We start from the raw sequence: 12,925 nt of genomic DNA on the forward strand, positions 1-12,925 counted from the left end.
GCAACACCTCATTTCTTATAGACTGGATGGTCAAGCAAGGTCAACTCTTCAATCTTGACATTTTCAGTTTCAAAGACGATAAATTCATTCTTTTCCTTAAGCAGGCCAGACGGCACATAGAGATAGTGAATCGGCCCTTCATTCCAGTAGCGGCCTAGGTTGAAGCCGTTGACCGAAATACAGCCCTTCCCATACTTAGAGCAGTCGATGAAGGTATCAGCGATATCATCCAACTCTGCTTCAAAGCGATAGAAGGTCGGTGCTTTGACTTTTTCCGGTGGATCTGAGTAGCAGTCTAACTTGGCCAGCATTTCCTGGTCAAACTTAAGCGCATAATGCTTCCAGCCCTTGCGGAACTGGTGGTTAATCATGATACCCCCCTTGACTCCCTTGGATTGACTGGGTGCGCCCAGCTTGTAACCATAGTTGACTCGCCCCATATTTTCCACCAGCACATCAATCTGAATCCGCTCGGTGTCAGCCGAGAAGAGCATCTCATCACCGATTTCTTCCCGATACTGAGTAGCCAGGTGCTCCAGATTAACATAGAAATGACAGCGGTCATGAGTCTCCAATGCCTTGAGCCTTTCATCATGGTATTGATTTTTGATATCGGAACGGTAGAGGATATAGCCATGATTCTGCCCAATCTGCTCCATAGGCTGCGGATAATCCAGCAGAATTTCCTCTGTGATGTCCGCTGCCACATCCAGCAGGTTTGCAGTCCCAAGCAGCGGAAAACTGCCATAAGCCTTAGCCTGTCGGCTAATCGGCTCCATCTGCTCAAGCTCTGGGAAGACCTCGTGGGTCACCCGCTGAACAGCGTAGTATTTCTCGGTCGGCTGCCCCCACTCAGTAATAGGAGCGTCAAAATCATAGGAGGTAATCTGTGGCAAATCCTTGGTCTTGCGGGCTGAACAGCCGCTGATAAAGCCAAAATTGGTCCCACCTCTCAGTAGAAAGAGGTTCATACTGCCCAGCTGCAGCATTTCTTTGACATCCTGGGCCAAATCTTCGGCTTCTCGCCGAACGATTTCCTCGCTCCAGCGGCTGAACCAGCCGTCCCAAAACTCAGTACACATAAGCGGCCATTTCTTGCCATAGCGCTCCATGAAAGCTCGTAGATTGTCTGTATTTTCCTTGGGTTGGGAGCCAAAATTCCCCGTCACAAAAATATCATCCTCAATCAAGGTCCCAGACTCCAAAGCCTCTATCCATGTCCCATCAGAAGTAAAGAGGGGAACCGTAACGCCACGAACTTTCATCATCTGCGCAATGCTGCGCATGTAGGCCTTGTCCTCGGCGTAAGAACCATATTCATTTTCCACCTGCATCATGAGGATGGGGCCGCCTTGATCACTTTGATAGGGCAAAAGCTTGGGAAAGAGCCAGTCATAGAAATGACTGACCTTCTCCAGAAAAAGCGGATGATTGACCCGCAGGCGCATCGAAGGATATCTCAAGAGCCAAGCCGGCAGGCCGCCAAAGTCAAACTCTGCACAGATGTAAGGTGTCGGACGGACAATGAGATAAAGCCCCGTCTCCTTAACCAACTTGAAGTATGCTTCAAAATCCAGCATGCCCTCTGCCTTAAACTGACCTTCCTGAGGCTCATGCAATGCCCAAGGAATATAAGTTTCTACCGTATTAAAGCCTAAAGCTTTAAGATTGTAAAGGGTATCTCGCCACTGGTCTGGATGGAGCCGGAAATACTGAATAGCTCCCGATAAAATCTTAAAAGGCTTGCCATCCAAGTAAAATTCTTCTTTAATTTCAAATTTTGCCATCTATCCAAGCTCCTCCTGTTTATCTGCCATCTTGACAAAGGGCAGATATATAGCGGTTGAAATAGCGATATTAACCAGCGAAAGAATAATTGCCCGCCAGTCGAAGGCTGTCGCAAAGAAACCATAGAGAATCGGCGGCATGACCCAAGTAACGTTTTGAGTAACCGGCGCAACCAAGCCCAGAGAGGTTGTAAAGTAGGCTACTGTTACCATGACCATTGGCGTCAGGACGTATGGAATAAACATAATTGGATTCAAAACGATTGGCAGACCGTACATGACTGGCTCACCGATGTTGAAGACCATTGGGAAAATTCCCAACTTGGCCACTTCGCGATAGTGCTTGTTCCGAGATTGCCAGAGAATGGCAATGGCAACCCCAATCGCATCAAACCAGACAAAAGCACCGAAAGAATTATCCGTCCACATGTAAGGAATCGCATGCCCAGCCTGATAAGCTTCCAGATTGGCCAGCATGGTCACACCAAAGAGACTGGCCATAACCGGCGCCAGCACATTACCGCCGTGCAGTCCGAAGAACCAGAAAATCTTATTGAGAAAGACAATGAGCAGTACAGCCCAAAAACTTTGAGACAAGCTGAGAAGCGGTGCCTGAAGAATCTTATAAATCCAGTCAATCAACAGCTCGCCTGTCACCAGATTAAAGAGGTAGGTTGCAATCCCCACGACATACATGGCAATCGCAGCCGGAATGATAGACAGGAAGGGCTTCATGATAGCTGGCGGAACAGAATCTGGAAGTTTGATAGTCCAGTTACGATTCATGACCTTACAAAAGATGATAACAGATACAAAACCAATCAGAATGGCAGTAAAGTAACCACGCGCACTGATTTGGTCACCTGGAATGACACTGTTAATCGTCACAGACAGGTTACTGCCGTCAAGTTTTAGCTCTGGAAGTTTTGAAATCGCCTTGCTCAGCCCTGGTGTTTTGCCAGCCAACTCAAAGGTTTTAGTAACTGATCCACCAATGGTAATGATATAGGAAGCAACAGCTACCAGACCGGCAGACACCTTATCAGTATTGTAAATCTTAGCGATATTGACCCCGAAGGTAAAGAGGAACAAGAGGGTAACGATAGGAATACTGCCCTTAAATACCAGCCAGTTAATATCAATCAGCCACTGGAAGGTAGAGGAAATCCAGGTCCAGCCGAACTGTCCTGGCAAGTCAGATAGAAAGGCATTTACCATGAGGGCGAAAGAGCCCGTCATAATCACAGGCATGGTCCCAATAAAGGAATCCCGCAGGGCAACCAGAAATTTTTGGTTGCCGATTTTATTGGCAATAGGCATGAGACGCGCTTGCCATTTATCAACCAAACTACTCATCTGCATTTCTCCTATTCATCAAATTTTTTATGCAAATCAACAATCTCCTTTGCCAAATCAACAAAGGCGATACTGGTCATGAGATGATCCTGCCCATGTACCATAAATAAACTAAGTTCTGTCTTTTCTCCTTGTGCCTCCTTGGTCAGCATTTCAGCTTGAGCGTGATGGGCTTGCAGCAGGGCCTTCTGAGCCTGACTCAGCCTCTCCTGAGCTCGGTCAAAGTCCTGCTTTTTAGCTGCTGCAATGGCTTCAATAGCACAAGACTTGGCCTCTCCGCCATACATAATGAGGGTCATAGCGACCTCTAAGGAATCTTTATTTTCCATAGGAGTACCTACTTCATGAGCGACTCTGCCAGCTCCAGGACCTTATCCCCCTTCATCATTCCGTAGTCCGTCATAGGAATGACATCCACCGGAATGCCTTTTGAAGCTAGTTTTTCCTGTAAATCCTCCAGCAGATAGCGGACCTGAGGCCCCAGCAAAAGGACATCAACCTTTTTCTCGCTTAGATAGTCTTCTGCTTCTGATACTGGCACCGCAAATATCGTCGCAGCTAAGCCTCGCTCCTCTGCAGCTTTCTGCATTTTATTGACCATGAGACTGGTACTCATCCCAGCCGCACAGACTAACATAATTTGTTTTGTTTCCATCGGCATCCTCCTTAATGAATCTGACCTAGCCTGCAACGACGCTTGCTATTTGTTTTCAATATATAAACAAAAATCCAAAAACAGAATATTTTTCACTATGTTATTAATATTCTATAAACATTATAACTATTTTTCTGTACTATGTCAACGCTTACATTTGAGATTTCTAGCTTTTTTTGATAGTATAGCAGCAGAGGAAACAAGATGACACGAACTAGAAAACAAAACGAGCTAAGGGCAACTGTTCTGGATCAGCTCTACGCCAAACGACCGATTTCTCGGATTGATATTTCAAAAGAAACTCAGATTACACCAGCCACGACCGGCAGTATCATCAATGAACTGATCAAGGAAGGATTGGTACTGGAGCTGGGCGAGCTCAATGACGAGAGCGTAGGCCGCAAGAAAACCCTGCTAGATATTGCGCCTCGTAGCCGCTACTATCTGGGCTTTGAGATTTCTGAAAAACAGCTGGCCATGGTCATCGCTGATAATACCGGTGAGATTGTAGAAAGTAATATTCGGCCTTATCAGGTCGAGGTGACAGGCGGCCCGTCTGACCAGGAAATTATCCGGCTGATTCAAGATTTTCTGAAAAAGAACAGCAAATACTCCATCTCAGCGATTGCCCTCGGACTACCGGGACATGTGAATCTCTCTGAGAGTGATTTTATCATTTCTAAAAACCCCCACTGGGGACAGATTAACCTGCGAACTATTCAAGAAGTATTTGACCTTCCTGTCTACTTTGCCAATAAGTCCCACTGCTTGACACTGGCTGAACGCCTCTTTAGCTATCATCCGACAGACAGTAATTTTATCGTCTATCATGTCGCCAGAGGTATTCATTGCTCCTACATGTACAAGGGCAGCATTTACAGTCAGGATAATTATCTTATCGGGGAGGTAGGGCATACCGTCATCAATCCTGAAGGCGAGCGCTGTCCTTGCGGCAAACACGGATGCCTGCAGGTCTATGCCAGCGAGAGTGCTCTGATTGATAAAGCAGCTATCCTGTATCAGGCTTCCCAGACCTCACTCTTAAAGACCCTTGTAGAGGACGTCAATGACATTGATTTGACAAGTCTGATGACCGCCTATCGCTTAGGAGACTTGGGCAGCATTGAGTTGATTCATACTGCCTGCCGCTACCTGGCCATTTCCATTTCCAACCTCTGCCAGCTTATTGATAGCGAAAGGATTTATCTAGACGGCCAGCTCTTCTCTTATCCGGTGATTGCCGAGCAGGTTCTGGCTCAGTTAGAGCAGGAAGTACCTCTCTTTCCAAAACAAAAACAAGCAGAGATTGTTATTATCCCCTACTCTAAATACAGCATTGCCCGCTCTGCAGTCAGCCTCTGTGTCTATCATGAATTTTTAGATAAAAAAGGAAACCTATAAAGGCCGAGACAAGAATCTCGGTCTTTTTTTTTACAAAAAAAGAGACAGGCTTTCTAGGAGCTTACCCCTAAAAGCCTGTCTCATTTTACTATCTATTAATCGAGCGTGAAATCATAGAAATGGTGTGGCGCTGCCCTCTGAGAGCCTTGCTCATGGCAAAGATATTTTCAACCGGAGCCAGACAGCCGTAGCCTGAATCTCCGATATGCTGGATATCTACACCGCAGATTTTGTTGCGGATAGCCATTTGCTTGACAATATCCTCATCAGCACTCTCCTGACTGGTACCGATAGCACTCATAACCAGAGCCCCTTTTTGATGGGCCAGCCGGACAATCTGCTTCAAGTCCTGCTCATCAAAGCCTGGCACACTGCCGACTGCCGGTGCTAGGACAATATCGACACCTGCTTCGATAAATTGAGCGATTGCTTCTAGGTCTGCTACCGGCTCATCCACACCTGAAGCATGCATTTTACCCGCAATCAGCAGGCCTGAAAAATTCTCCTTGACCACTCGAATGGTGTCGATAATGGCCTGATTGGTGACACCAGTCCCTGGATTACCTGTCAGACAGATAAAGTCAACGCCCAGCTCTTCTGCTCGCTGAATGGTCGCTAGACTAGCCTGACGCCCCTCATCGATGATCAGGCGTTCTCCTGCCATCTGGGCCTGACTGTCCACCGGCTCTAGATTGATACCGATAGGACGACCCACCAAGCGGTGTAGCTCCTCAACAAAATCTTCCTTGGCGTCCAGACCAGCCACAAAAGGCTGGAAGATATCAATCCCATTCAGCAGAATCAAGTCAGCACCAAAAGACCGAGCAATCTCTGCATTGGTCACATCACCGATATAAGATTCTTTAAAAGCTACGTTTTCAGACAGGATAACGCGGCCCTCACTAGCCTTGATGCTCTGTTTCAGCTCCGGCGCAGTCATATTTAAAATTTCTGAAGCATTTGAACTAATGAATCGTTTTACCATAAGAACATCTCTTTTCTTTATTATTCATTAATAAACACTTTGAAATCTATTCTATTTGGATATTTTGTTTGTTTTTTGTTATCAACTACAGTATAGCACAAGGCTAGACAAATGTAAACGCTTTATAATTTTTTTGACAAAATAGCCTGCTTTCAAAACCAAAAGCAGACTATTGAAATGCACTCGATTATTTTTGATTTGAGAAAGATGCGATAAGTACTCTTATCTCTGCATCACCAGATGACCACCCGCTCTTCTGGGCTCCGCCACATGCCGTCTCCCTCTTGCACATCAAAGGTCGTAAAGAAGTCGTCAAAGTTAGGCAGCTGTACATTCGTCCGAAGCTTGGCTGGCGCATGGACATCCACGCTTGCCAGGAGCTTCATATATTCCTCTCGGCCCTTCATCCGCCAGATGCGGGCAAAGTTGGTAAAGAATTCCTCCGTAGAGAAATCCGCTTCTTTCTTGGCTGCTTCTAGAGCTGCTGCAATGCCGCCCAGATCTGCCACATTTTCTGAAACGGTCAGCTTGCCATTGACCTTAGCACCATAGGAATCTTGACCTTCAAACTGGTCAATAACTTTCTGAGTCCGTTCGGTGAAGGCTTGGTAGTCGTGCTCCGTCCACCAATTGTTTAGGCTACCATTTTCATCAAAGGAAGCACCATTAGTATCAAAAGCATGAGAAATCTCATGGGCAATGACCGCTCCGATACCACCGTAATTGGCTGACGAGGATTGATGCAGGTCATAGAAAGGTGCCTGCAGGATAGCCGCTGGAAAGACAATCAGGTTTTTCTGTGGATTATAGTAGGCATTGACCATATGGGCTGGCATTCCCCATTCCTTGTAGTCCACTGGTTGATTCCACTTGCTCCAGCTATAAGCAATATCAATCTGGCTCAGCTTCTGAGCATTTTCAAAGAGAGTCAGATTTTCATCCACAACCTTGCGGGAATAGCGTTCAGGCAGCTCGTCCGGATAGCCAATATAAGGCTTGATGACATTGAGTTTGACAATAGCCTTGTCCCGAGTTTCTGGTGTCAGCCAGTCATTCTGGGCCAGGCGGTTTTTGTAAACTTCAATCATCGTCGCCACTTTCTGCTCCACATCAGCCTTGGCTTCTGGTGAGAACTTTTGACCAGCATACCAAAGACCGACAGCTTGATTAAAGGGACCTTGGGCTAGGTAAAAGGCTGCTTTTTTCTTGTCCTGAGCCTGAGGAGTCCCTGATAGAGCACGATGATAAGCTCCTGCCAAGACACGGATATCATCCGTTAGATAAGGGGTTGTATTGCGGACCGCAGAGAGAATCAGCAGAGCATGGAGTTTGTCCCAGTTAGCGGCTGTATAGATATCCTTAGCTGCTTTCCAGAAGCGTTCCTCAGGAACAATAACCTGGTCGGGTTCTTGACCGATCAACTTGGTGAAAATATCCGCCAAAGGCAACTCCGGTACCAAGGCTTTGAAATCGTCCCACTTATAAGGATGGTAGAGCTTAGCATACTCAGAGCTTTCTTCACTAGACAGAACATACTGAGCAAAAACAGCATCCAGTTCTAAGACCTTATCCAAAAGATCCTTGATTTCCTCTTCTGCAAAGTCAAATTTTGCCAGCAAATCTTCCTGTGTCTTGCGCCATTTTGCAAGCAGGTCTGCCTTCTGCGGATGATCCTCCGCATAGTAGGTCGTGTCTGGCAAAATCGTTCCCGGTCCGTCTGCCCAAAGGACATTGATACGAGCATCCATAAAGTCAGGTGCCACACCAAAGGGGAAATAAGTCGGCTTGCCAGCCAGCTCAAAATCAGCAATCTTAGAAGCATAGTCTTCAAAAGACGCTAGGTTGCGAATCTCATCAATGTAGGCACGCGCAGGCTCAATCCCTGCCGCTTCCCGCTTGTCATAATCCGCTGCCAAGCGATGGTAAGCAACAAAGTTCTGCAGAATGATATCTTCTGGCACTCCATCGCCAGCCAGCCATTTGTCTGTCGTGGCAAGCATAAGATCTTCAATCTCATCTGCCAAATCCATGAAGCCACCCGTCACTGGCTTATCATCAGGAATGACCGCCGTCTTGGCCCACTCACCATTAACTGCATCATAGAAATCATCTTGTAGTCGTGTCATCTTCTTCTCACTTTCATGCTTTTGATATAACCTTATCAAAATCTACTTGTTTTTTCAAACATTTCTTATATTAATTTTAGAAATTTGTTAAAAATTAACTTGACTTAATTTTTATTTTAATGTATATTAAAACTATAGAGGTGTATGAGATGATTACGATTAAAGATTTGACTGTCAGCTATCAGGATATGCTGGCTCTTGAGCCCCTTTCATTAACCATTAAGGAGCCAACCATTACTGGGATTATCGGTCCTAACGGAGCCGGAAAATCCACCCTGCTCAAGGGCATGCTAGGGATTATTGACCACCAAGGCCAGACTCTGCTGGATCAAAAGCCCTTGCAACATTCTCTCCAACGGGTTGCCTATGTAGAGCAAAAGATCAATATTGATTATCATTTTCCTATCAAAGTCAAAGAGTGCGTCTCTTTGGGACTTTACCCGCAGCTTAAACTTTTTCAGGGGCTAAAGAATTCCCATTGGGACAAGGTGGCTGAGGCATTGAAAATTGTCGGTTTAGAAGACTTGGCAGAGCGGCAGATTAGCCAGCTATCCGGCGGTCAATTCCAGCGGGTCTTGATTGCTCGCTGCTTGGTTCAAGAGGCGGATTGTATCTTTTTGGACGAGCCCTTCGTCGGGATTGACTCTGTCAGCGAAGAGATTATCATGTCTACCCTGCGCAGTCTCAAAGCCGCAGGCAAGATTATCCTGATTGTCCATCATGACCTGAGCAAGGTTGTTGATTATTTCGACCAAGTTATCCTGCTTAATCGTAAGCTGATTGCTTTCGGTCCTACTGAGACTAGCTTTACTAAGGACAATATGAAAAAGACTTACGGCTCCCAGATCTTTATGAATGGAGGTGCCTAGGATGATTTTAGAATTTTTCCAAGGGCTGCGGGACTTTCACTTCCTGCAAAATGCCCTCATCACAGCCATCGTCATTGGGATTGTTGCTGGAGCTGTCGGCTGCTTTATCATTCTGCGCGGCATGTCGCTCATGGGGGATGCTATCTCTCATGCGGTTCTGCCCGGTGTGGCCCTGTCCTACATTTTAGGGATTAATTTCTTTATCGGAGCAATCACTTTCGGACTTTTGGCCTCGATTATTATCACCTACATCAAGGGCAATTCCATTATCAAAAGCGATACGGCCATTGGGATTACCTTTTCTTCCTTCCTAGCTCTAGGTGTGATCCTGATTGGGGTTGCCAATAGCTCCACTGACCTCTTTCATATTCTCTTTGGGAATATCTTGGCTGTGCAGGATATTGATATGTGGATCAGTATCGGAGTCGGAATAGCTGTGCTCTTAATCATCATCCTCTTTTTCAAGCAGCTATTGATTACTTCCTTTGACCCACTGCTGGCTCAAGCCATGGGCATGCCGGTCAGCTTCTATCACTATCTGCTGATGATTCTTTTGACCTTGGTCTCTGTGACAGCCATGCAGAGTGTGGGAACCATTCTGATTGTCGCTCTCTTGATTACACCGGCAACAACGGCCTACCTCTATGCCAACAGTCTGAAAACTATGATTCTGCTGTCCTCGGGTTTGGGCGCTCTGGCTTCTGTACTGGGGCTCTTTATCGGCTATAGCTTTAATGTCGCTGCAGGATCCAGCATTGTCCTGACCTCGGCCCTCATCTTTCTCATCTCTTTCTTTATCGCCCCTAAGCAACGCTATTTAAAACTTAAAAACCGACCTAAACTAAAATAAAATTTGATGGAGGACTCCCATGAAAAAATTAGGTTTTTTATCCCTGCTTTTGCTAGCAGTCTGCACTCTCTTTGCCTGCTCCGGTCAGAAGAAGGCGTCCAGTGACTCGTCCAAACTCAAGGTTGTTGCGACCAACTCAATTATCGCTGATATTACCAAAAATATAGCTGGCGATAAGATTGACCTGCACAGCATTGTACCAGTCGGCAAAGACCCCCACGAATACGAGCCCCTGCCTGAAGACGTCAAAAAGACTTCTCAAGCAGACCTCATCTTCTACAACGGTATCAATCTGGAAACTGGCGGTAATGCTTGGTTCACCAAGTTAGTCAAAAATGCCAATAAGGACGAAAATAAGGACTACTATGCTGTCAGCGATGGCGTTGACGTCATTTACCTTGAAGGGCAAAGTGAAAAGGGCAAAGAAGACCCCCATGCTTGGCTTAACTTGGAAAATGGTATTATCTATGCGCAAAATATTGCCAAACGTTTGATTGAAAAAGACCCTGACAATAAGGCCACTTACGAGAAAAATCTCAAAGCCTATGTAGAAAAACTGACCGCTTTGGATAAGGAAGCCAAGGAGAAATTCAACAATATACCAGAAGAAAAGAAAATGATTGTGACTAGCGAAGGCTGCTTCAAGTACTTCTCTAAAGCCTACAATGTACCATCAGCCTACATTTGGGAAATCAACACTGAAGAAGAAGGAACTCCAGACCAAATCAAAAGCTTGGTTGAAAAACTACGCAAGACCAAAGTGCCATCTCTCTTTGTCGAATCAAGTGTAGACGACCGTCCGATGAAGACTGTTTCTAAAGACACCAACATCCCAATCCACGCTAAAATCTTCACAGACTCAATCGCTGAAAAGGGAGAAGAAGGAGACAGCTACTATAGCATGATGAAATACAATCTGGATAAAATTTCTGAAGGATTGGCCAAATAATGATAAAAGGTTAGGAAGACAAAATCCTAACCTCTTTATTTTTGGAGAAGGAGCTTCACCTGGAGTCGCTCTCAAATTTCCGGTCAAATTATTCGAAAAAAATCACTATTCGCTGTACAATGAAGCTATCAAACATGAATGGAGACTTCCTATGACAACTTTTCTCGGAAACCCTGTAACCTTTACTGGAAAGCAACTGCAAGTCGGCGACACTGCCCACGATTTTAGCTTGACAGCAACTGATCTTTCAAAGAAAACTCTGGCTGACTTTGCTGGCAAAAAGAAAGTCCTGAGCATCATCCCATCTATCGATACTGGTGTCTGCTCAACTCAGACCCGCCGTTTCAATCAAGAACTCTCTGACTTAGATAATACCGTTGTTATCACGGTTTCAGTTGATTTGCCTTTTGCACAAGGCAAGTGGTGTGCTACTGAAGGCATTGAGAATGCTGTCATGCTCTCTGACTACTTTGACCATTCTTTCGGCCGTGACTATGCTGTCCTCATCAATGAATGGCACCTTTTGGCCCGCGCAGTTCTAGTTCTAGACGAAAACAACACTGTGACCTACGCTGAATATGTCGACAATATCAACACCGAGCCAGACTATGATGCGGCGATTGCAGCAGTTAAGAGTTTATAAGAGATAAAAATACGGATTTGCTAGTCCGTATTTTTTTGTGCGAAAAACTTCTGCCAAAACTGACGAAACCAAGCCCAAGAACGCAAGAGAAAGGATGGTCGATCCAGTAATTTCTTGAATTGAGCAATCTCTGCCTTTACCTGTTTATAAGCACTCCGTCCCTTTCGAGCATAAGGGCTCTTAGCCGAGCGATAGCCCAGCGGACCACGATTATTCTGAGGTGATTTGAACTTGCGGCTGCTATTTTCAATGACAAGCCTGCGAAAGCGAGGATCCCAAACTGCAGGCGTTTTGACATCATAGCGAGTATGAGAAGCCTGATTGCCCGGACGGTTGCGCTCACCATAGTTAAAGCTGGCTCCGTTCACAATACCATTTTGACTAGCCCCCTCTGGATCTATGATATTGAGAAAACGACCTGTCTGATCCAGAATAAACTCTGTATGAAAATCAATCAGGATTTTTATATTAGCCTGACTTGCTTGACCATCCGGATAGATAGCTTGCTCTGATCTCTTATCAATATAGGCTTTATTGTGCAAGCGAGAGGATTCTTGAAAGCTATAAGGCAGCGCAGACCAATCCTTTAGATAGGAGGCCAAGGCTTCTGCATCTGTCATACCAGTCTGACGGTAGTGATCTCTGACCCACTGGGCCTGCTGGCAGGAAATGACATAGCGAAACTGATGCAGCTGCCTTTTAAGCTTTTGACTGCCATCCCTTTGGCTGAAATCATCTGCTGGAAAAGCCTGGCGCAAGGTCCTTGAAAAAATCTTCCAAAAGCCATCATGAGGTGTTAGGTTTGGAGCAATCCGAGCCAGTAAAAGATCCGTCTCTGCCTTATCTCCACTCAGCTCCTCAGGCATATTAACAAGATTCATAGCCAGAACCAGCAATTCCTGAGCTCCTAACCTGCTGATTTGAGTCTCCTCAGCCAGCCAAAGATCTTGAAAAAAGGGACTGCCAAAAAGCTGAGCCTCCTGCAGGTAATATCCTTCTTCTAGCACTGTTTTCCCTTGCACACTAATCTCTGCAAAAACTTGTTCCAGTGCTACCTGAGACCAGCCGATTGATTGCAATTGCTGAAAGAGATGTTCTTTCCCTTCTTTCGGATACATGGCTTCCCTCCTTTCTGTTAGCTATAATAGTTCAATACTGTCTAGATTATAATAAAAAATCTAATCTACATAGAACAATTAGATTTTATCACAAACTCACATGATAACAAAGAACAAAATATGAACCCTTGGAGTGCTAACAATAAAGATGTTCTTAACAAATCACTCAATAAATAAAGAGAAGAC

12 protein-coding genes are annotated in these 12,925 nt (G+C 45.5%); 5 read left to right on the forward strand and 7 right to left on the reverse strand.

Features of this window, described 5'->3' with window-relative positions:
* Positions 1–8 precede the first annotated feature (8 nt).
* From HMPREF9378_RS00540 to HMPREF9378_RS00525, 4 genes are read right to left on the reverse strand one after another with little or no spacing between them, the layout of a single operon-like run.
* Positions 9–1,787, reverse strand: coding sequence for a glycoside hydrolase family 35 protein (locus HMPREF9378_RS00540; RefSeq protein WP_002901602.1), 1,779 nt, complete (start codon positions 1,785–1,787; stop codon positions 9–11).
* Complete coding sequence (locus HMPREF9378_RS00535) at positions 1,788–3,149, reverse strand: PTS sugar transporter subunit IIC (RefSeq protein WP_002911136.1); 1,362 nt, start codon at positions 3,147–3,149, stop codon at positions 1,788–1,790.
* Positions 3,150–3,154: 5 nt separating this feature from the next.
* Positions 3,155–3,472, reverse strand: a complete 318-nt coding sequence (locus HMPREF9378_RS00530; RefSeq protein ID WP_002914454.1) for a PTS lactose/cellobiose transporter subunit IIA — start codon at positions 3,470–3,472, stop codon at positions 3,155–3,157.
* 8 nt (positions 3,473–3,480) lie between these two features.
* On the reverse strand, positions 3,481–3,798 hold the full coding sequence (locus tag HMPREF9378_RS00525; RefSeq protein WP_011836400.1) for a PTS sugar transporter subunit IIB: 318 nt from the start codon (positions 3,796–3,798) through the stop codon (positions 3,481–3,483).
* Positions 3,799–4,002: 204 nt separating this feature from the next.
* Here HMPREF9378_RS00525 and HMPREF9378_RS00520 point away from each other — a divergent pair, with 204 nt between their 5' ends.
* The gene (locus HMPREF9378_RS00520) at positions 4,003–5,199 is read left to right on the forward strand and encodes an ROK family protein (RefSeq protein ID WP_002911134.1); all 1,197 of its coding nucleotides are present in this window, start codon (positions 4,003–4,005) and stop codon (positions 5,197–5,199) included.
* Positions 5,200–5,287: 88 nt separating this feature from the next.
* Here HMPREF9378_RS00520 and HMPREF9378_RS00515 read toward each other — a convergent pair whose 3' ends face one another.
* Positions 5,288–6,184, reverse strand: a complete 897-nt coding sequence (locus tag HMPREF9378_RS00515) for a DUF7916 family protein (protein ID WP_002910768.1) — start codon at positions 6,182–6,184, stop codon at positions 5,288–5,290.
* A 233-nt stretch (positions 6,185–6,417) separates the two neighbouring features.
* Positions 6,418–8,310 carry a M13 family metallopeptidase gene (locus HMPREF9378_RS00510; RefSeq protein WP_002914455.1) on the reverse strand — a complete coding sequence of 631 codons (1,893 nt, stop codon included), beginning with the start codon at positions 8,308–8,310 and terminating at the stop codon, positions 6,418–6,420.
* A gap of 149 nt (positions 8,311–8,459) precedes the next feature.
* On the opposite strand from HMPREF9378_RS00510, the gene HMPREF9378_RS00505 reads away from it, so the two are divergent.
* From HMPREF9378_RS00505 to tpx, 4 genes are all read left to right on the forward strand, one after another.
* Positions 8,460–9,179: a metal ABC transporter ATP-binding protein gene (locus HMPREF9378_RS00505; RefSeq protein WP_032911393.1), complete on the forward strand. Its 720-nt coding sequence runs from the start codon at positions 8,460–8,462 to the stop codon at positions 9,177–9,179.
* A 1-nt stretch (position 9,180) separates the two neighbouring features.
* The gene (locus HMPREF9378_RS00500; RefSeq protein ID WP_032911395.1) at positions 9,181–10,029 is read left to right on the forward strand and encodes a metal ABC transporter permease; all 849 of its coding nucleotides are present in this window, start codon (positions 9,181–9,183) and stop codon (positions 10,027–10,029) included.
* 19 nt (positions 10,030–10,048) lie between these two features.
* Positions 10,049–10,978 (forward strand): metal ABC transporter substrate-binding lipoprotein/adhesin SsaB, encoded by a 930-nt coding sequence (ssaB, locus tag HMPREF9378_RS00495; RefSeq protein ID WP_002901614.1) that lies wholly within the window; start codon positions 10,049–10,051, stop codon positions 10,976–10,978.
* A gap of 151 nt (positions 10,979–11,129) precedes the next feature.
* Positions 11,130–11,621 carry a thiol peroxidase gene (tpx, locus tag HMPREF9378_RS00490; protein WP_002914458.1) on the forward strand — a complete coding sequence of 164 codons (492 nt, stop codon included), beginning with the start codon at positions 11,130–11,132 and terminating at the stop codon, positions 11,619–11,621.
* Positions 11,622–11,641: 20 nt separating this feature from the next.
* Here the strand turns inward: tpx and HMPREF9378_RS00485 are convergent, their stop codons facing one another.
* Complete coding sequence (locus HMPREF9378_RS00485; protein WP_002914461.1) at positions 11,642–12,739, reverse strand: DUF3114 domain-containing protein; 1,098 nt, start codon at positions 12,737–12,739, stop codon at positions 11,642–11,644.
* Positions 12,740–12,925 lie beyond the last annotated feature (186 nt).

Source organism: Streptococcus sanguinis SK1 = NCTC 7863, assembly GCF_000194945.1.
Lineage (GTDB): Bacteria > Bacillota > Bacilli > Lactobacillales > Streptococcaceae > Streptococcus > Streptococcus sanguinis.

Excerpts from the sequence above, each read along its gene's own strand:
- HMPREF9378_RS00540 (WP_002901602.1), bottom strand. The coding sequence starts at position 1,787 with ATGGCAAAATTTGAAATTAAAGAAGAATTTTACTTGGATGGCAAGCCT.
- HMPREF9378_RS00535 (WP_002911136.1), bottom strand. The coding sequence starts at position 3,149 with ATGCAGATGAGTAGTTTGGTTGATAAATGGCAAGCGCGTCTCATGCCT.
- HMPREF9378_RS00530 (WP_002914454.1), bottom strand. The coding sequence starts at position 3,472 with ATGGAAAATAAAGATTCCTTAGAGGTCGCTATGACCCTCATTATGTAT.
- HMPREF9378_RS00525 (WP_011836400.1), bottom strand. The coding sequence starts at position 3,798 with ATGGAAACAAAACAAATTATGTTAGTCTGTGCGGCTGGGATGAGTACC.
- HMPREF9378_RS00520 (WP_002911134.1), top strand. The coding sequence starts at position 4,003 with ATGACACGAACTAGAAAACAAAACGAGCTAAGGGCAACTGTTCTGGAT.
- HMPREF9378_RS00515 (WP_002910768.1), bottom strand. The coding sequence starts at position 6,184 with ATGGTAAAACGATTCATTAGTTCAAATGCTTCAGAAATTTTAAATATG.
- HMPREF9378_RS00510 (WP_002914455.1), bottom strand. The coding sequence starts at position 8,310 with ATGACACGACTACAAGATGATTTCTATGATGCAGTTAATGGTGAGTGG.
- HMPREF9378_RS00505 (WP_032911393.1), top strand. The coding sequence starts at position 8,460 with ATGATTACGATTAAAGATTTGACTGTCAGCTATCAGGATATGCTGGCT.
- HMPREF9378_RS00500 (WP_032911395.1), top strand. The coding sequence starts at position 9,181 with ATGATTTTAGAATTTTTCCAAGGGCTGCGGGACTTTCACTTCCTGCAA.
- ssaB (WP_002901614.1), top strand. The coding sequence starts at position 10,049 with ATGAAAAAATTAGGTTTTTTATCCCTGCTTTTGCTAGCAGTCTGCACT.
- tpx (WP_002914458.1), top strand. The coding sequence starts at position 11,130 with ATGACAACTTTTCTCGGAAACCCTGTAACCTTTACTGGAAAGCAACTG.
- HMPREF9378_RS00485 (WP_002914461.1), bottom strand. The coding sequence starts at position 12,739 with ATGTATCCGAAAGAAGGGAAAGAACATCTCTTTCAGCAATTGCAATCA.